At 58.5% G+C, this 17,762-nt stretch carries 22 protein-coding genes; 5 read left to right on the top strand and 17 right to left on the bottom strand.

All coding sequences use genetic code 11. From position 1 onward, the window contains the following. Positions 1-7 precede the first annotated feature (7 nt). Genes flgH through H9Q16_RS16335 form a run of 8 tightly spaced genes read right to left on the bottom strand, consistent with a single transcriptional unit; the run spans position 8 to position 4,069 of the window. A complete protein-coding gene (flgH, locus tag H9Q16_RS16370) occupies positions 8-736 on the bottom strand; it encodes a flagellar basal body L-ring protein FlgH (RefSeq protein ID WP_191076481.1) in 729 nt (242 codons plus the stop codon). Positions 737-744: 8 nt separating this feature from the next. Then, on the bottom strand, positions 745-1,161 hold the full coding sequence (flgA, locus tag H9Q16_RS16365) for a flagellar basal body P-ring formation chaperone FlgA (protein WP_191076480.1): 417 nt from the start codon (positions 1,159-1,161) through the stop codon (positions 745-747). After that, the gene (gene flgG, locus H9Q16_RS16360) at positions 1,161-1,946 is read right to left on the bottom strand and encodes a flagellar basal-body rod protein FlgG (protein ID WP_191076479.1); all 786 of its coding nucleotides are present in this window, start codon (positions 1,944-1,946) and stop codon (positions 1,161-1,163) included. Before flgG ends, flgA begins: the two co-directional genes overlap by 1 nt. A 27-nt stretch (positions 1,947-1,973) precedes the next feature. Continuing rightward, a complete protein-coding gene (locus H9Q16_RS16355; protein WP_191076478.1) occupies positions 1,974-2,684 on the bottom strand; it encodes a flagellar hook-basal body complex protein in 711 nt (236 codons plus the stop codon). Position 2,685: 1 nt separating this feature from the next. Beyond that, a complete protein-coding gene (locus H9Q16_RS16350) occupies positions 2,686-2,955 on the bottom strand; it encodes a flagellar biosynthetic protein FliQ (RefSeq protein ID WP_191076477.1) in 270 nt (89 codons plus the stop codon). Further along, positions 2,955-3,242 carry a flagellar hook-basal body complex protein FliE gene (gene fliE / locus H9Q16_RS16345; RefSeq protein ID WP_191076476.1) on the bottom strand — a complete coding sequence of 96 codons (288 nt, stop codon included), beginning with the start codon at positions 3,240-3,242 and terminating at the stop codon, positions 2,955-2,957. Before fliE ends, H9Q16_RS16350 begins: the two co-directional genes overlap by 1 nt. A 37-nt stretch (positions 3,243-3,279) precedes the next feature. Beyond that, complete coding sequence (flgC, locus tag H9Q16_RS16340) at positions 3,280-3,672, bottom strand: flagellar basal body rod protein FlgC (RefSeq protein ID WP_191076475.1); 393 nt, start codon at positions 3,670-3,672, stop codon at positions 3,280-3,282. Positions 3,673-3,682: 10 nt separating this feature from the next. Continuing rightward, positions 3,683-4,069, bottom strand: coding sequence for a FlgB family protein (locus H9Q16_RS16335; RefSeq protein ID WP_191076474.1), 387 nt, complete (start codon positions 4,067-4,069; stop codon positions 3,683-3,685). A gap of 82 nt (positions 4,070-4,151) precedes the next feature. Between H9Q16_RS16335 and H9Q16_RS16330 the strand changes: the two genes are divergently transcribed. Next, positions 4,152-5,519 (top strand): FliI/YscN family ATPase, encoded by a 1,368-nt coding sequence (locus H9Q16_RS16330; protein WP_191076473.1) that lies wholly within the window; start codon positions 4,152-4,154, stop codon positions 5,517-5,519. Here the strand turns inward: H9Q16_RS16330 and H9Q16_RS16325 are convergent. The 6 genes from H9Q16_RS16325 to H9Q16_RS16300 all read right to left on the bottom strand — a co-directional run bounded on the left by H9Q16_RS16325 (position 5,516) and on the right by H9Q16_RS16300 (position 9,280). Then, positions 5,516-6,304, bottom strand: a complete 789-nt coding sequence (locus H9Q16_RS16325; RefSeq protein ID WP_191076472.1) for a DUF1217 domain-containing protein — start codon at positions 6,302-6,304, stop codon at positions 5,516-5,518. The two genes, H9Q16_RS16330 and H9Q16_RS16325, sit on opposite strands and share 4 nt — an antisense overlap. After that, positions 6,304-6,708 carry a flagellar biosynthesis repressor FlbT gene (gene flbT / locus H9Q16_RS16320; RefSeq protein WP_191076471.1) on the bottom strand — a complete coding sequence of 135 codons (405 nt, stop codon included), beginning with the start codon at positions 6,706-6,708 and terminating at the stop codon, positions 6,304-6,306. Before flbT ends, H9Q16_RS16325 begins: the two co-directional genes overlap by 1 nt. Next, the gene (gene flaF, locus H9Q16_RS16315) at positions 6,705-7,076 is read right to left on the bottom strand and encodes a flagellar biosynthesis regulator FlaF (protein WP_191076470.1); all 372 of its coding nucleotides are present in this window, start codon (positions 7,074-7,076) and stop codon (positions 6,705-6,707) included. Before flaF ends, flbT begins: the two co-directional genes overlap by 4 nt. An 85-nt stretch (positions 7,077-7,161) precedes the next feature. Continuing rightward, on the bottom strand, positions 7,162-8,436 hold the full coding sequence (locus H9Q16_RS16310) for a flagellin (RefSeq protein ID WP_191076469.1): 1,275 nt from the start codon (positions 8,434-8,436) through the stop codon (positions 7,162-7,164). A gap of 210 nt (positions 8,437-8,646) precedes the next feature. Next, positions 8,647-9,006: a flagellar biosynthesis protein FlgN gene (locus H9Q16_RS16305; protein WP_216859432.1), complete on the bottom strand. Its 360-nt coding sequence runs from the start codon at positions 9,004-9,006 to the stop codon at positions 8,647-8,649. Then, positions 8,999-9,280, bottom strand: a complete 282-nt coding sequence (locus H9Q16_RS16300; RefSeq protein ID WP_191076468.1) for a rod-binding protein — start codon at positions 9,278-9,280, stop codon at positions 8,999-9,001. The genes H9Q16_RS16305 and H9Q16_RS16300 overlap by 8 nt, the downstream gene beginning before the upstream one ends. Positions 9,281-10,340: 1,060 nt before the next feature. Here H9Q16_RS16300 and H9Q16_RS16295 point away from each other — a divergent pair. Both H9Q16_RS16295 and H9Q16_RS16290 read left to right on the top strand, forming a co-directional pair. Then, positions 10,341-11,216 carry a flagellar hook-length control protein FliK gene (locus H9Q16_RS16295; RefSeq protein ID WP_191076467.1) on the top strand — a complete coding sequence of 292 codons (876 nt, stop codon included), beginning with the start codon at positions 10,341-10,343 and terminating at the stop codon, positions 11,214-11,216. Positions 11,217-11,228: 12 nt separating this feature from the next. Then, entirely contained in the window at positions 11,229-11,888 is a 660-nt protein-coding gene (locus H9Q16_RS16290; protein ID WP_191076466.1) for a flagellar hook capping FlgD N-terminal domain-containing protein, read from the top strand. Here H9Q16_RS16290 and H9Q16_RS16285 read toward each other — a convergent pair. Continuing rightward, positions 11,885-13,213 carry an NAD(P)/FAD-dependent oxidoreductase gene (locus tag H9Q16_RS16285; RefSeq protein ID WP_191076465.1) on the bottom strand — a complete coding sequence of 443 codons (1,329 nt, stop codon included), beginning with the start codon at positions 13,211-13,213 and terminating at the stop codon, positions 11,885-11,887. The two genes, H9Q16_RS16290 and H9Q16_RS16285, sit on opposite strands and share 4 nt — an antisense overlap. Before the next feature lie 254 nt (positions 13,214-13,467). Here H9Q16_RS16285 and H9Q16_RS16280 point away from each other — a divergent pair, with 254 nt between their 5' ends. Next, a complete protein-coding gene (locus H9Q16_RS16280) occupies positions 13,468-14,178 on the top strand; it encodes a GntR family transcriptional regulator (RefSeq protein WP_191076464.1) in 711 nt (236 codons plus the stop codon). Between the two features lie 58 nt (positions 14,179-14,236). After that, positions 14,237-15,634: an aspartate aminotransferase family protein gene (locus H9Q16_RS16275; RefSeq protein WP_191076463.1), complete on the top strand. Its 1,398-nt coding sequence runs from the start codon at positions 14,237-14,239 to the stop codon at positions 15,632-15,634. Between the two features lie 76 nt (positions 15,635-15,710). Here H9Q16_RS16275 and H9Q16_RS16270 read toward each other — a convergent pair whose 3' ends face one another. Both H9Q16_RS16270 and H9Q16_RS16265 read right to left on the bottom strand, forming a co-directional pair. Further along, a complete protein-coding gene (locus H9Q16_RS16270) occupies positions 15,711-16,964 on the bottom strand; it encodes a lytic murein transglycosylase (protein WP_191076462.1) in 1,254 nt (417 codons plus the stop codon). A gap of 69 nt (positions 16,965-17,033) precedes the next feature. Further along, positions 17,034-17,744 (bottom strand): helix-turn-helix transcriptional regulator, encoded by a 711-nt coding sequence (locus H9Q16_RS16265; RefSeq protein ID WP_191076461.1) that lies wholly within the window; start codon positions 17,742-17,744, stop codon positions 17,034-17,036. Between the last annotated feature and the right edge of the window lie 18 nt (positions 17,745-17,762).

Below are 17,762 nucleotides of genomic sequence, written 5' to 3'. Positions count from 1 at the left end.
CGCGCTCCTAAAATGGCAGAACCACGTCCAGCAGCTGCTGGCCGATGCGGGGTTGTTGGACATCCGTGATCTGGCCGCGTCCGCCATAGGACACCCGCGCCGAGGCAATCTTGTCATAGGTGATCTCGTTTTGGCGGGAGATATCCGCAGGGCGCACGTATCCAGTCACCAATAGTTCGCGGAGTTCGAAATTGACCCTTAGTTCCTGTGATCCGGCGATGGAGAGCACCCCGTTCGGCAGCACATCAATGACGGTCGCAGCCACACGCAATTCCAGTTTTTCGTTGCGTTTGACAGATCCGTCCCCAGACGAACTGCTGTTCGAGGCAATCTCAACGAGCTCTGCTGACGAGGCGCCTTCGGGCAGTTGAGTATCCAGACGCTGTGGAATGCCGAACAGGCCGGGAACGCCAAGGCTTTCGTTGCCCGAACGGGATCTGTCGGTCTGGTTTGAAATCTCTGCACGTTCATCGATTTCGATCACCACGGTCAGGATATCGCCGCGCTGGTCCGCGCGCCGATCGCCCAACAGGGACTGCCGCGTCCCAGACCAAAGCGAGGCACGATAAATCGGCTGCGTCTCTTCCAGTCGCAGTGGCAGCCCCGGATTGATCATCGCAGAATGTTCCTGCCCCTGCATAGGTTCGGAAAAGCTGGGGGGTTTGCCGATGTGATCTTCTCGCCCGCAGGCGCAAAGCACTGCAAGGCCAAGCATCGCGGCAGAAAGTTTGGTCATAATTGATCCTATCTGTGCACTTTGATCGTGCCATCGTCCTGTATTTGGCCAAAAAGTGTCGCCCGCGAACTGAGGTTCATGATGCGGATGCGGTCCCCTGCCGCGCCACGCTCAAGCGCGCGGGCTTCGGTGGCGATGGACAGCCCGGCACCCTGAAAGACCACGCGCACCAATTGGTTGCGCGTCACAATTGCCGGAGGCCCAATATCATCGATCAAGATCGGGCGTCCCGCATAAAGGACAACACGCGCCTCTTGGCCCACAACATCCGCGGCCTGCCCGAAACCATTGGCCATCTGGGCTGTGGAAAGGGTGACATCGGTCGGCAGGATAATTGCATGTGCCCGAATGGTACGGGCCGCGACGATGGTTTCCGCCCCAGCGGGATACGCCAGGCACAAAAAGAGAAGGGCACGCCAGATCATCATCGCACCTGTGTTGTCGCGCTCATCATCTGATCGGCGGCAGAGATGACTTTGGCATTCATTTCATAACCGCGTTGTGCCTCGATCAGCTCCGTGATTTCGCGCACGGCATCCACGGAACTGTCTTCAAGATATCCCTGCCTGAGGGTGCCAAGGCCATCCTCACCCGGGGTACCAACCAAGGCTGGGCCTGACCCTTCGGTTTCAGCAAAAAGGTTGCTGCCCAAGGCCTCCAACCCTTTAGGATTGGTAAAGCCCGCCAGGTTAAGTTGCCCCAGCGGCTGACCCTCAGCAGTGTCATCGAAATAGGCGAAAACCTCGCCTGCGGCGTTGATCGAGATGCTGCGGGCGTCGGCGGGGATGACGATCTCGGGCTGTACCGGAAAGCCATCTGAGGTCACGATCAGCCCCTCACCCGTGCGTTTTAACCCACCATCGCGGGTATAGGCCATCTGACCAGAGGGCATCACGACCTCCAGATAACCAAGCCCTTCGATCGCCACATCCAGATCACCGCCAGTGGGTGAGATCCCACCCTGCGCAAGCTGCATGGACACTGCCGCAGGCCGTACACCCAAACCCAATTGGATCCCCGTCGGCAATACCGTCCCGTCCGAGGCATTGACCGTGCCGGCGCGCGCCATTTGCTGATAGTGCAAATCGGCAAACTCGGCCCGGCGCGCGTTGTACCCTGTGGTAGACATGTTCGACAGGTTGTTTGATATCGTCTCAACCCGCATCTGTTGGGCGGCCATGCCGGTCGCCGCGATTTTCAAAGCGCGCATTTTAGCGTCCTTTCGTCGGAATTAGGGTTATGTGAGCAGGGCCTTCATGGCCGCACGCACACGTTCGTCTTCGCTTTCCAGAAAACTTTGACCCATCTCATAGGCGCGCTGCACCTCAATGAGGCGAACCAGTTGGCCCACCGCGTTCACATTTGAGCTTTCGGTGAAACCTTGCATGACACGCGCATTTTCTGCGGGTTCATACCCCTCGTCAGCGCGAAACAGCACGCCATCCTCGCGGATCAGGGTCTTGGGGTCTGTGGCCGTAACCAATGCCATCTGTCCCAGCGGCTGACCCTGAACGCTAAGCGTGCCATCGGCTGCGACGGCGACCTGCTCACCCGGCGGAGTGAACAGCGGGGTGCCGCCGATGTCCAGTACGGGATAGCCGTCACTGGTGACCAGTTGGCCTTCGGCGTTGGGCGTAAAAGCCCCATTCCGGCTCAGCCGTTCGCCTGCCGGTGTTTCGATCAGGAAGTATGCATCCCCTTCGATTGCGAAATCGAAGGACCCGCCGGTCTGGTTCAGCCCTCCTTGGACAAAGGATGTGTTGCGTACATTGCCTTGCCCCATGGAAAGCGACGGGCCAACGCGAACAGGCTGCACATGTTCGGAAAAGATCACACCCTCCGCACGAAATCCGGTCGTCGCCGCATTGGCGATGTTGTTCGCGACCACTTGCAACTCGCGTGCCAGTCCCGATTGGCGTGTCAGTGTGACGTATCCGGTGTTTTCCATGCTATCCTCCAGCAATCAGGGGCACGATGCGATCATCGAAGTAAGCGACCAGCGATTGGGTCATGAACCCCATGGAGGCCCAGAAAACCAAGGCTATACAGGCCAGTTTGGGAACAAACGTCAGTGTCATTTCCTGGATAGAAGTCAGGGCCTGAACCAGACCAATCGCCAGACCGGCCAGCAGCGCCACCGTCAGGATCGGCAGGGAAATGATCACTGCGACCCAAAGCCCCTGACGCATGGTGTCGAAGAACAGTATCTCATCCAGCATCAGACCGGCATCCGCAGAATTTCCTGATAGGCCTCGACCACCTTGTTGCGCACCGACACCGCGGTCTCTACCACCAGTTCGGTCTGGGCGAGGGCCGTGACAAGCGCATGGGGATCAGCGTCGCCGATCATCGCCGTCTTGGCGGTTTCTTCGGTCTGCGCCAGCGTGGTCGCGAAATCGCCAATGACACGCCCTGCCGTTGCCGCGATTCCCTTCCCCTCACCGGGGTCTGTTGCCGGTTTGGAAGCAGCGTATTTCTCTATCGCCGAAAGGCCTCTGATCTCCATTCTGGATCTCCTGTTTTTCTGAGGTGCGTTTACGGATTCAACGGCGCAAAAGGTCCATCAGTCCGGAAGACATCTTGCGCGATTGTTCGAACATCTTGAGATTTGCCTCATAGCTGCGCTGGGCCTCGCGCGCGTCGGCCAGTTCGATCAACAGATCGACGTTGGAGCTATCGAAATGGCCCGTTTCATCCGCAAGCGGGTGACTGGGATCATGAATGCGCGTCAGCTCTGTCCGATCAAGGCGCACGCGACCAGGAGATACCTCAGCGACACCGCTTCGGTCTGACATCGCCGCCTCGAACGAGATCATCTTGCGCCGATACCCGGGTGTATCAGCATTCGAAATGTTCTCGGACAAGTGCCGCAGGCGCGCCGCCTGCGCCCGCAAGCCGCTGGAAGAAACTTCAAGAGATTTTGATAGATCATTCATATGATATCTCCTAGCTGCGGATCGTGCTGCGCAGGATCTTCAGGGATGACTTGTAAATCGCTATTGCGCGGTCATGCTGGCGCTTTGCGGCGACGGAATTCAGCATCTCTTCCTCCAATGACACCTGATTTCCGTTTGGGCTGGCCTGCATTTTGTTCGCGATCGGGCGAACATGGCCGTGACCCGGCATCGCGCCGTTCAAGTGCGATGCACGGGTTGCAATTTGGGACCGCACCAAACCCGCGGGCTGATAGACTGTCTTGAAATCTGGGAGGGTTCGCGCAACGTATCCCGGCGTATCCGCGTTAGCTACATTTTGCGCAACAATGGCCTGTTTCTGGCCGGCGTGCTTTGCCATGGCGATCGATATCTTGAAGACATCAAGTCTGTCGAACATCGGGGGTTCTCCCTCCTGCGATTTCAACCAAGGCTTAACTCTGATTCCTTTAGAAAGGGTTTGCAGCTGGGATCGGATGAAAATGAAGTACTTGCCAAACCTTGACGGCCTTCGGGCCCAAATTGACACGCTTGATGCCGTGCGCCCCGCCGGGCGCGTGGCCGGCGTCCAGGCGGGCGTGGTCCGTGTGGCAGGCTTGGCGGATACCGCCCGAACCGGCGACTGGGTCAAGATCACTCGCTGCGATCACAAACCTCTCAAGGGTGAAATCGTGCAACTGCAAGGTGACACTTTGGTCGTATTGCCGGATGCCCCTCCAGACGGGGTCGCTTTGGGTGATCGCGCCACCTTGCTGGGGTCTGACGATATTGCGCCAAGTGACGACTGGATTGGCCGCGTCGTTGATCCTTATGGCCAACCTCTGGATGGGCGGCCGCTGATGCGGGGACTGTCGCCGCGCGCGCTTCGCTCGGCACCGCCGCCCGCGGCGGACCGGCGCCCGTTGGGTGCACGGCTTGAAACCGGCGCCGCGGTTTTCAATACGCTTTTGCCCATTGCACAGGGTCAGCGCATCGGATTGTTCGCAGGATCCGGCGTCGGTAAAAGCAGCCTGTTGGGCCATCTGGCCAAACACATGCAATCGGATGTCATCGTCATTGCATTGATTGGCGAACGTGGGCGCGAACTGCGTCATTTCCTGGACGAGGTGATCGGGCCTGAAGGGCTCAAACGCACTGTTGTTGTCACAGCCACATCCGATCAATCGCCCCTTCAACGAAGGCGCTGTGCCTTCACGGGCATGGCCGTCGCTGAACATTTCCGGGATCAGGGGAAATCAGTGCTGTTTCTGGCCGATTCCATCACCCGCTTTGCCGAGGCGCACCGCGAAGTCGCCGTCGCCGCAGGCGAAGCGCCAGTGTTGCGAGGCTATCCGCCGTCGACGGCGCATCAAATCATGTCTTTGTGTGAACGGGCGGGCAGCGGCGCAGGTGGTCAGGGTGACATCACCGGCATTTTCAGTGTGCTCGTTGCGGGCTCAGATATGGAAGAGCCCATCGCTGACATCTTGCGTGGCGTTCTCGACGGGCATGTCGTGCTGGACCGCGCCATCGCGGAGCGTGGACGCTATCCTGCGATTGACGTCGTGCGATCTGTGTCGCGCAGCCTGCCCGCAGCAGCAACACCAGAGGAAAACGCATTGCTCGCCCAAACCCGCAAGCTGATGGGACTCTATGATCGAAATGCGATGATGATCCGCGCTGGCCTTTATCAGCCGGGCAGCGATCCCGAACTCGACCAGGCAATCGCGCTGGAAACCGAATTGGAAGGGTTTCTTGCCCGCACAGAGGAGCCAAGTGTTGAACAGAGTTTTCAACAACTCAAATTGGTGATGCGCCGTCTGCCGTTGCAGACGCGAAGTTTACCTCAGGCCCCACCAGACGCCGCCTAGGACTGCAAAAGTGTGAGCGCGATTGCGTTTGATGACAGGCCCGCTGACAGATTGTCAATTTGATCCTGAAGCAGATATCGCGCGATCAAGTCCTCTCGAGCGGATGCATCTGCGAACTGTGCAAGATCGATACCGCCAAACAGGCGGGTCGCACGGTTCTTGAAAATGACAAGCTGCTGATCAATGTCGATCTGGCCAACTGAAGATGGGAGGTTAAGGGCTTTTTCAAATAGTTGCCGCATCGGCGGGTCGCCCATGATCGTGAACCATTTGGTGTTTTCTGATCCGTCCATCGTCACAATTTCAGCAAGTTTTCGTTGCGCGTAGAGTGCCACGCGCATGGCGTCATCCTGTTGCCCCGACGCGACTTCAAAACTGCTGGTCTGAAATCTGGTGATGATCACCTCGATGAAATCGGGTTCACCAGTCTTGAGGAATTCAGCCGGGCCAAAACCGAAACTTTCCGACATTTCCCGGTACCTCGTGTCGGCAAGCCGCATGGCCAGCGCATCATCGCTGTTTGTGCCGTCAGCCAGAACCTTCTGGATAAAGTAGCGATTGTCGATGTCATCCTGAAGGCCGAAGGCGCCAAGGGCGACAGATAGCAGCCTGCGGTCAAGGACAAGCTCTTCCGCTGTGGTAATTGAACTGATCTTTTCCCGGAAGTAATCCGTGTCCCGCTGAAGAACGGGGGATTGTGTGAACGTTTCAAATTGGCTGTCATAGGTGCGTTGCAAGAACCGCCACCCTACCAATCCGCCGTCTGGTACAATCGGCTGGAACATCAACTTGGCCGCATCGCAAGCAGCCGGTCCTCACGGGGCAAGAGGCCGCGCAGGTGCTTTAGGGTGCTGTAGTGTTGATCCGCTATGACGGCAGCGCTCGCTTCGGACAGAACCCGCCGGCTATCGCTATCTGTGAAGACCTGGCTAAGTTCCTCCAACTGGCGCAGCAGCGTTGGACGCATCTTTTGCGGATCGCTGTCGCCCGACAGGACCAATTGCAGGGCAAAGCACGCGCGGCGCACAGGCGTTGTTGCGTCTTCTGGATGGATTGCATCGCGCAGGCGCAAAATGTGCGCGTCGGGTGTTTTGATCGCAAGCCGGCTGCGCCTGTCCCCGTTTTCGATGACCGCTCCGTTTATCAGCACACGTTCTTTCGGGCCGAGTTTGAGAACTAGGCCGCTCATGTGACCGGCCCATCCTGCTTGAGGCCGCGCAGAATGGCAGTGTTCACTTCCAAAAGAGGGACCGCACTTTCCTTCTGGCGCATGACCCTGCGGGTCTGATGATCCGTGAATTCCGCGAGGTAAAAAATGCGTCCGCGCAGATCGGCAGGCAGCGCATTATTCTTGTCAGCAACTTCAATCGCCAGCGTCCGCCAGAGCTTGCGATTCTCATGCAAGGCTTCCAGCAGCCGAGGAAAATCTTTGCGGGTGATGGCGCGTTTCAGGCGGGACGTGACACGCGCTATGACGTCGTACTCGACACTTCGATCAGATCGCGTCGGTGCGGTCGTTGGCGCATAGGCGCGCTGGGCCATCGCAATTGAATTCACGGTCTCACCTTACTTGTTTGAAGTAACCTCGTCGCAGCGACGATTGCAGCAGGGCGCGTCGCATCAGACGCGCCCCGCCAGGCTCTTATCGGAAGAGCGAAAGGATCGTCTGTGGCGACTGGTTGGCGATGGACAGCGCCTGCACCGCCAGCTGCTGCTGGGTCTGCAGCGCCTGAAGTCGGGCTGAGGCGGCCTCCATGTCTGCATCGACCAACGCGCCAATGCCTGATTTCAACGAGTCGCTCAGCTTGCTGATGAAGTCCGACTGCGTCTCGATGCGGCCACGCGCAGAACCAAACGCAGCGGCCCCGTCAATGGCCGTCTGGATCAACCCTTCGATACTTTCCAGCGCTGCATTCGCACCTTCTTCGGTGCTGACATCCACAAGGCCAAGGTCCGCCAGTCCGCCCGAGGCAACGTTTTCATCCAACGCGGATGTCAATGTATCGACGCGGACGGCAATGGTGTCATTGCCATCTGTTTGCGTCGACGTCGCGGTCAACCCGGTTGGCGTGGCGGTGATATCAAGAATCGATGTATCCAGACTATTCTCTGCCGCAAAGGCATCCCATGCGGCCTCAAGACCCGCCGCCACATCAGCCGCCGTGTCCCCTTCTTTGGCGACGTAGAACATCTCGGATGCACCTGTCACATCAGCGCTTGTCGTATAATCCGCAGGCGTAAATGTACTGGAATCAGCATCCAGCCCCGTCAGGCCAATGCTATATGCGACACCCGCTGTCACACCGGCAATGGCAAGATTCTGGGTCTGCGTCGCGTTCAAAGTTGCAGAGGCTGCCCCGGCAGTACCAGATCCGGCGGCGTAAACCGCATCAGCGGCCAAAGCCGCCTGATTGGTAGCCAGATCCTGACGCGCGACATCGATTGTGCTTGTCGTAACGCTCCCATCGGCTGCGCGATCCAGCGAAGAAAGGACTGAAACAGCTGCGCCCTCAGTCAGCAGGTTGAGGCCATTGAACTGCGCCGCTGACACAACCGAACTGATCTGGTCTCGGAGCGCCGCGATATCAGACTGGATCTTGGCGCGATCCACGTTGTCTTCCTGCGCGTTAACGATCTTGCCTTTGATCTCTGTCAGCAGGTCCGTCACGGTTTCCGCGCCGTTTTGCGCAACCGCCACAGTGGATTCACCAAGTGACAGAGAATCGGAAATCGCCTCAAAACCCTGCACGTCCGACGACATCACCTTTGAAATCGCCCAAACTGCCGAGTTATCCTTGGCGCTTGCGATGTCTTTGCCAGTGGAAATCGCGTTCTGCGTGCCGGCAAGGTTCATGTTGATCTGTTTCAGCGTCTGGAGGGCGACCATGGCGCTGTTGTTGGTAAGAATGCTGGACATATTTGTTCCTTAAGTCATTGACGCTTTGCGTCCGTGGTGTCGTACCCCGCGAAGGGCAGGACCAAGAGTCATTCTGACCAGTGCACTTACCTGTCATTCTCAGGTTGGTGCGCCATCCGCTTTCAGATGCAGGCTCACCATGGCGGCGCTTGCGTTAACACTTTGCTAAATCCGCGACGGCAATTCCCCCGAATTTAATTCAATCAACCATCACGCGCGTTTCTCCAACGCATGCGCGCCATCAATTTGAATATTCTGCTTTCGACCGTCGGATCCATAGGTTTCCAGTGAACTGCGCAAGTGCCGCACTGACGTCATGCGTGCAGTGGCGTCGCGGATCCCCTTCAGCGCAGAATCCAGCAAAAGCTGATTGCGCCTTACCTTGCCGTTCAGTTCCGCCAGAACCTGGGTTTCCAACCCCGCATCGTCGTTCAGGACATCAAACAATGCTTCCTTGGCCGGCAGCATTTGGGTCAGCGCAACAAGGTCCCCGCTGAGCAATGCTGACCGCTCTGCATCAAGCAGATCCTCAAGTGCATCAATGTCTAGCGTGCCGGACTGTTTATTCATTTTCTCTCTCCTTAAGTGCGTCAAAGAGCGCTTCGCTCAATCCGATGCCGCCCGCCCGAACAAGTTGTCTGGACTGTTCAAGCACCAGAAAGGATCCAAATTGATCCTCGCCTGCGCCCCCACCAAAACTATTGCGCGACTGTCCCAGCCCCGCGGATTTGAGCATTTCGGCCAGGAACGTCGCCTCAAGATCCTGTGCAGCGTCCCTCAACGCCCGGTCCTTATCCGGCAGTGGTGGAGGTGGTGGGGCATGCGACGGCGCGGAAATCTGCATCGGACAGGTCCTTAAATTGCGTTCTACTTTGTTGGATCTTGGCCCACGATCAGTAAACAACCGGTAAGGATGTCCGCAGATAGTGCACTCAACCGCGCAGAATTTCCGGAGAGTCGCTTTGCACCTGTTTTCATTTCTGCCCAATATACCTGCCGCCAAAAATTTCGTCCTTGGCGGAGAACAACAGGCAAGCGTCGCAGTCATCTTTTCAGAACGCCAGGAAGACCTGCTGTTTTCGAATGTGCTGGATGGCAGCGAAGCGGATGCACAAGCAAACGCTGCCACACCGCCACCGGACGCGGTGATGCAACCTGATGCGAAGGGTGACGACGATAATGGCGCGCCACGACCGTCTGATGCATCTGACACCCAAATCACCGAAACCGCGTCGCGGCCTGAAAAAGATCTGCCCGGTACGAGACCGGAAAGTGCGGAGCCAACGGGGGTCGCATCGGCAAAACCGGAGAGCCCTGCTGACAATGATCAAGGGGTTGGTGCTCTGTCATCTTTTTCGCGTGACAAAAATTGGCCGGGTGGCCATGTGCCGCAACTGGCAGCGGGCGCAATTCTTGGAACATCGCAAAATCTCGCTAGGCCAGCGTCGGAAATGGGTGATCTTACGGCCAAGATCCCCCCCCAAACTGACAATAACGACAGGTGGATTGGCGCCAGCTTTGTCAAACAAGCGGGGCAAGTTACCACTCCGCCGTCGCATCGCAAGACATCAGACCTTTCCGCGAGTGGGCGCGCAAAAGCGATCCAAACGGATGCAGATCACCTCAGTGGCGCGGTGATAGTCGGGACATCGATACACAAGGGTGCCCTGTTTGGGCAGGGCAGGGCCGGCCCCGAGAACCGAATCGAGCGCCCTGACGTCCCCGCGAAGGCCGTGCGACCGAACACAGCCGGTCAATCACAGGATGTTCAGACACGATTGACGGATGTGGCAAGCAAGGCTGGTGTTTCGCAGCACCCAATATATGTGCCGGGCTCAACATCGATGCCATCTGAGCCCAAAACACCACAAGTTGCGCAAGTTTCGGCCAAAAAATCTGATCAGATGACCTTCGCTGACAATAAGCTTGCCGGGTTGAAATCAGTAACGACACGTCGACCAACGCAGGGTGCCTATCCGGACACTACCGGTGATCTGGTGCCCGCTGATCACAAGCCGCGTACCCAAGTGAAAGCAGGGATCGTGCAGCCCTTGGCGGGCATTGCGGCAAAAATCGCTGGGGCGTCCGCAGATAGGCATTCAAGTGGCCGCGCGGAAAGGCGGCGCAATGACAGCCCGATATTTGATCGTGCGATCCGGGCAGATATGCAGGCGCAGGGCGCCACTGCAAAGGCTATGGTGCCAACGCAGCCCGCCAAAACTGATGTGCCGTCGCCCAAGCAGATCACGCCGGGCTTGCATGCTGTCTCGGCTGCAGACGCTGAATTAGATGCCTCAGAGATTCGCGCGCGGGACCTGTCATATTCGACACCACGGGACATCGCAGGAATTGCGGGCCCGCTACCACCGTCCTTCCTATCGCGGCCAGACCTGCCCCCGATGATCGCACGACAGCTGGCTGAGGGGTTGGCAAAGTCGCACGGGAGGTCGGTCGAACTTTCCCTGAACCCTCAGGAATTGGGCCGTGTGCGTATGGCACTCCAGATGGCGGATACCGGGATCGTGGTCACTTTGCTGACAGAGCGGCCTGAAACGCTTGATCTGATGCGCCGCCATATTGATCAGCTGGGCCAAGAATTCAGGGCATTAGGATATGAGGATGTTACCTTTTCCTTTGCCAACAAGGGCGGCGACCGCCACCCAAAGGGGCAAGAAACATCTGCCCAAGTTGCCCCCGCTTTCGTTGAGGTCGAACTGCAAGACCTTCCCCCCAGCCATGTTCAAAACGGCCCGATGACGGGCCTTGATCTGCGCATATAAAGGACCGTTTTGATGATCGCCCCCACAAGTACCGCACCCGTCACGCCCACACCCCCGACACCTGTGGCGTCGAACCCTGTCTTGTCGTCCGACTTTGAAACTTTTCTGCGGATGCTTACCACGCAAGCACGCTATCAGGACCCGCTGGAGCCGATAGACTCAAGCGAGTACGCAGCGCAATTGGCACAGTTTTCCATGGTGGAACAACAGGTTATGTCCAATGACCTTCTGGCCGCGTTGTCGGCCCAGTTCGGGTCTGGAAACATGGCGCAAATGTCCGGCTGGATCGGGATGGAAGCACTGACCACGGCGCCGGTCACCTTTGATGGCACTCCGGTGACAATCAATCCAAATCCGGCCGCCGCCGCAGATGAGGTGTTTCTGGTCGTCTATGACGAAACCGGACTGGAGGTGCAGCGCCAATCCATTCCCCTGTCGACAGACCCTGTGCAATGGGCAGGCGTTTCAGACGATGGCACGCCTTTTCCAAACGGTGTCTATTCTTTTGAAATCGAAAGCTATGCCGCCAGTGATCTGATCCTGACCGACCCTGCCGAAACCTATGCAGGCATTGTCGAAGCCCGGATACAGGACGGTCAGACCATCCTCATCCTGGAGGGCGGGACCGCGGTTCTGGCCAGCACAGTAACCGGCCTGCGTGATCCGATCTAGCGATCTGAAAGGGAGAAAGTCGCATAAACAAGCGGCATCACAGCGCGCCGAAAGCGACCAAGTTCGAATTTTTCCAAAGGGCGCTGCACGATCCTTGGGTATATCTGTTTTGGCTCATTGCCCTGAACAAGATCGGCCAGCAATCCGCCAGAATAGCTCGCCATCGCGACGCCATTGCCGTGATAGCACATGCTGGCGAATGCTCCCGGCAGGCCCGGGACCGGCCCCACAAACGGCATGCGATTGCGCGCAACGCAGACCATGCCGGACCAGCTGTATGGTGTTTCAACTTCTTTCCAGGCCGGGAACATGTGCTCGAAATCCGCACGCGCCCGTCGAAGTACCCGTGCCTCTGACCCCGGTGTGGCCATCACCCCGCCGCGCACGCCAAACAGCATACGGTTGTCTGGCATCAGCCGAAAATAGTGAAGCAGCTTGCGCGTGTCGTAAGATGCCTGTCCTGAGGTCCAGCCCTGTGCGCCCAACTCGGTTTGGGTCAGTGGTCGGGTGACGATAATGCTGGATTGTGTCGGCATATAACGCCCGGCCAGCCAGTCGGGCAGGTCCTCGGACGAATACCCATTTGTTGCGATGATCAGCTTGTCCGCACTCAAAACACCGGCGGGGGTTGCCAGCTGATACCTGCCACCGGAGCGCGTGATCTGTGTTACCCCGCTGCCGTGATAAAGGGTTGCGCCTGCTGCTTCTGCGGCTGCAGCCAGTCCCAGAATGTATTTGCGTGGGTTCAACCCGAACCCGGCCGGAAGGGTCAACGCACCGTGAAATCCCGCATTCATGCCTTCGGATTGCAGATCTGCGGCAGCCGTCAGGCGCGCATTCAGGCCATAAACCTCACCAACGCGGTCCACCTCCGCGCGCAGTGTGGCAAAGTCGCGCGAACGGTGGGCGAACTGCGTCTCACCGTCCGAATGCCGGTCTACGTCTATCCCATACTGATTGATCAGATCCTCGACAAAGGCGACTGACGCCAGTTCAGCCTGCCGCCATTCTGTCCGGCCCTCGACACCGACGCGCCGTTCAAGTCCTGCATCGTCCAGTCGGCCACCGCCCAGACAGCAAAACCCGCCATTGCGCCCGGATGCGCCAAATCCCACATACCGGCTTTCCAGCACCCGCGCGTCGACACCGGCTTTGGCCAGATGCAGCGCAGCGGACACACCGGTAAAGCCGCCCCCGATGATCGCAACATCGCAACTGTGATGGCCCTGCAATGCATCCCGATCAGGTGCGTCACAGGTGTGATCCCACCAACACCCGGCACGCGGCGCGTCGCTGTAGGTAAAGTCGGGGTAAATCCGTTTCATATCACCACCTGTCCGTTATCGTGACTGCACCTGATACAAGAGCGGCAGTTGGCCATGCCACGGGCACCCTGCCCGATCGCGGCATCCCCATCGCATACTCACGAGCCCTTACACGTGACACACCGTGGACCAGCATCCCTGATTGGATGCAATTTGATCAAGTTTTGCACGATACAGCAAGATGATTTATGGTTGCGCCCGTAGGGGCCTGCATCTGACAGTGGCGGGCGATAACAAGAGGTGTGGGCGAGGCAATGAACATAGAAACCATTCCGGCTCCCAATCCGTTTGCCGAAACCGAAACTGGCAAGACACCCGCCCATCAAAGTGTTTATGAAAATTTGCGCGCGATGATCCTCTTTGGCGATCTGGCGCCCGGTCAGGCCGTGACGATCCAGGGGCTTGTGTCAGAGCTTGGTGCAGGCATGACGCCCGTGCGCGAGGCGCTCAGACGTCTGATCGCTGAAGGGGCATTGACCCATCAGGGAAATCGCCGGGTCTGTGTGCCCGAACTCACTCCGGAAGGTGTGGATGAGCTTGGTTTCATGCGCAGCGCGCTGGAGCCTGAGCTGACAGGGCGCGCTGCGCACCGCATGACGGCACAGCATATCGATACATTGCGGGCCGTCGACGCCGATCTGAATGCGGCGATCGCCACCGGCAATATTGGCGGATACCTTACGCATAACTATCGGTTTCATGCCTATATTTACGCAAGTGCCGATGCGCCGATCATGGCCGCCACCGTAGATCGCCTTTGGCTGCGGTTCGGACCGTCACTGAGGGTTGTCTGTGGCCGCTTTGGCACATCGAACCTGCCCGACAAACACGCCGATTTACTGGCCGCACTGGAGTCGGGCGATGTCGATGCCGCGCGACAGGCCATGGCAGAGGACGTGGCCCAAGGCACACGGCAAATCCGCGAAGCCCTCTCTGACGGCAATGGGCCCGTGTCCTCTGATTGACTTCCGATAATTTGATCATATTTTGGCGGCGATAAATTTCACTGTGAAAGGGGCGACCATGTCCACGATCTCAAACCACCTGCCCACTGCTGAACTTCAGGCGCTGGACGCGGCGCATCACATGCATCCCTTTACGACCAATGATGATCTGACCGCCAAGGGTGTCCGGGTTATCGCACGGGCCAAAGGCGTCTACCTAACCGATACAGATGGCAACGAGATCCTCGACGCGATGGCAGGTCTGTGGTGCGTGAACCTTGGTTATGGTCGCCCGGAAATGGGTCAGGTCGCCGCGCGGCAGATGAACGAATTGCCCTACTACAACACCTTCTTCCAAACCACGCATGTCCCGGGCATCGCCTTGGCCAAGGAACTGGCCGATCTGGCGCCGGGCGATCTGAACCACGTGTTCTTTGCCGGTTCGGGGTCAGAGGCAAATGATACGAACCTGCGCATGGTGCGGACCTATTGGGCGGAACTGGGCAAACCCGAAAAAAGCCACGTGATCAGCCGCAAGAATGCCTATCACGGGTCGTCCATGGGGTCGGGATCGCTTGGTGGGATGACCTATATTCACGAACAGGGCGGGATGCCTATTCCGGGCATCCATCATATCGGTCAGCCCGACTGGTGGTCCGAAGGCGGCGACATGACGCGCGAAGACTTTGGGCTGGCGCGTGCACGCGAACTTGAGGAAAAGATCCTTGAGCTGGGTGCCGAGAATGTTGCGGCATTCATCGGAGAGCCGGTTCAGGGTGCGGGCGGGGTCATCATCCCGCCAAGCACGTACTGGCCAGAGATCCAGCGCATTTGCCGCAAGCACGACGTGTTGCTGATTGCCGACGAGGTCATCTGCGGTTTTGGGCGCACCGGAAACTGGTTTGGCGCGCAAACATTCGACATTATTCCCGACATCATGACCGTCGCAAAAGGTCTGTCCTCGGGCTACGCGCCCATTGGTGCATCCATTGTGAATGACAAGGTCGCGAAGGTCATCAACGCCTGCGAATTCAGCCATGGCTACACCTATTCCGGTCACCCGGTCTGCGCTGCGGTGGCCTTGGAAAATCTCCGCATCATGCATGAAGAAAACATGCTGGATCACATTCGCAACGTGGCGGCCCCCGCCCTGCAAAATGCGCTGTCCGCGCTGGAAGATCATCCGCTGGTCGGGGAAACCGCGCGCTCTGGCATGATGGCCTCCATCGCGCTGACGCCGCACAAGGAAAGCCGCGCCGCCTTTGCCTCGCCCAAGGGCGACGTGGGCTACATGTGCCGCGAGCACTGCTTTGCCAACAATCTGGTGATGCGGCATGTGGGGGACCGCATGGTGATCTCACCACCTCTGGTGATCACACCGGAAGAGATCGAGGTGTTCGCCACCCGCGCGCGCAAGGCCCTGGACGCAACCTATGCCGATCTCAAAGACAAGGACATGCTCAAGGCGGCTTCCTGACCAGTCGGGTGTTCCTGCTATGACAGACCTGCGGGACGGTGGGCGGGGCGTCGTCGCAGACGCGCGTCGCGCACCGTCACAATGCCCGCAATCGTTCCAGCAACTGCAATGACGGGTATCCATCCGGCAAGACGCCCTGCGCCTGTTGAAAGCGCCGGATGGCATTGATGGTAAGGGGCCCCATCTTGGCGTCGATCTTTTCGGTATCAAACCCCGCCGCCGTCAGCCGTTTCTGCAATTCGATCCGCTCATCATAGCTCAGCACCCGCAAGTGGCGCGGCCAGCTTTGTCTGATCGGCCCCTCACCCCGGATCCGGTCCGCAAGATGCCCGACCCCAATCACATAGGCGTCCGCCGTGTTGTACGCTTCAAGCGCCTCAAAGTTGCCAAAGATCAGGAACGCCGCCCCGTTCGCGCCCCCCGGCAGCAGAACAGACGCCAGACCGTGGTCTCTCACGGCGCTTCCGTCCGGTTGCACCACGCCCAGAACAGCCCAGTCACTGGGCATTTTCTTAAGCGTGCGCCGTGCCAACATATAATCAAATCCTTCGGGCACCTTCACCTCAACCCCCCAGGGTTGGCCATACGTCCAGCCAAAGTGCTTGAGGTATGCTGCAGTCGACGCGAGCGCATCTGACGGATCTTCCCCCCAGATGTTGCGCCGCCCGTCCGCATCGTAATCAACGGCAAGCTTCTGAAAGGAGGAGGGCATGAACTGCGTATGGCCCATCGCGCCAGCCCAGGATCCTTTCAGTCGCCCCTTGGTCGTATCCGCGTCCTGCAGTATTTTGAGCGCGGCCAACAGCTCTGCTTCAAAGAACGCGGCGCGGCGTCCTTCATATGCCAGAGTCGCCAGAGAATTGAGAACTGAATCTTCACCGCGGAACGTACCATAGGCACTTTCCAAACCCCATATCGCCGTCACAATCTCTTTCTCGACACCGTATTTGGCCTCGATCGCCCGCAGCGTCTTGTCCCATTTTGCAAGCGCCGCCTTGCCATTGCTGACCCGTAAATCAGATACGGCAGTATCAAGGTAATCCCACACGGTCTTGGTAAATTCGGCCTGATTGCGATCCCGGCGCACGACCTCGGGCTGATAGGTCACGTCCCGCATGGCTGTGTCATAGGTGTCTGCTGACAGGCCCGCCGCCAGCGCAGCAGGCCGAAACGTCCGGACCCATGCCTTCAATCCAGCCTGCGTCGGATTTGCGACAATGGTGATGTCGCCGCGCTCAGGCGGGCGCAATGACGCATCTGGTCCCATAGCGCTGACAGTGCCCGCCCATCCGATAGACAGCCCCAGAATGATGCTTGTCAGTTTGCCCATATCGACCCCAATTGTTTCGGTCCGTTCTTTGGCGCGATGATACTGCCTGAATAGGCAGCAAGAAAGCCATCACCCCTCAGCCGCGCGGCTCTTCGCCACCGCGTCGCGCATCATTTGCGTGAACTCTCGCAGCATCGGCACCCGGCGCGGTCTGAAGCTTGCCCCGGTGCGCCGCAGATCGTCCATCCGGTCCAGTCGAAACACACGGTAGTCGTGCCGCAAATGGCACCATGCCATAAGCACATTCGTTTCCTGCCAATAGACCAGCCCCAGCGGGTCAACCTCGCGCGTCGTCGCCGCACCTTTCTTGTCAACATAAGAGAACGCGACCGTTTCTTCGTCCCATGTGGCTGATCTGAGATAGGCCGCGTCAATGCGCGGCGAGTCCGGGCGAATGAACCGTTGCGCGTCAAGAATGGCGTGTTGCAAGCGGTGGGCCTGTCGCGGCGGGACCCGGGCAGTCAGTTTGGCCAGTGCCGTATTGGCCGCCTTGGCAAGGGCCGGGTCGCCAATGATCGCGACGTCACGCAGGCCCAGTACCAATGCCTCAAGCTCGTCATCCTCAAACCCCAGGGGCGGCAGCGTGGCGTCTTCGATCAAGGTGTAGCCAAAACCCGCCTCGCCGTCGATGACGGCCCCCAGACCGCGCAGCGCGTCAATGTCGCGATAGACCGTGCGCAGCGAGACATGCAGCTCATCCGCCAATTGCCCTGCACGGACGGGTGCGGGCATGCGGCGCAGGGCCGTCATCATCTGAAACAGTCGGTGCGTGCGTGTCATGGGAAAAGCCTAGACCAT

This window comes from Sulfitobacter aestuariivivens, assembly GCF_014763045.1.
GTDB classification, from domain to species: domain Bacteria; phylum Pseudomonadota; class Alphaproteobacteria; order Rhodobacterales; family Rhodobacteraceae; genus Sulfitobacter; species Sulfitobacter aestuariivivens.
Note: the sequence above shows the minus strand (reverse complement) of the source record. Positions and strands in the feature narration are given on the sequence as shown.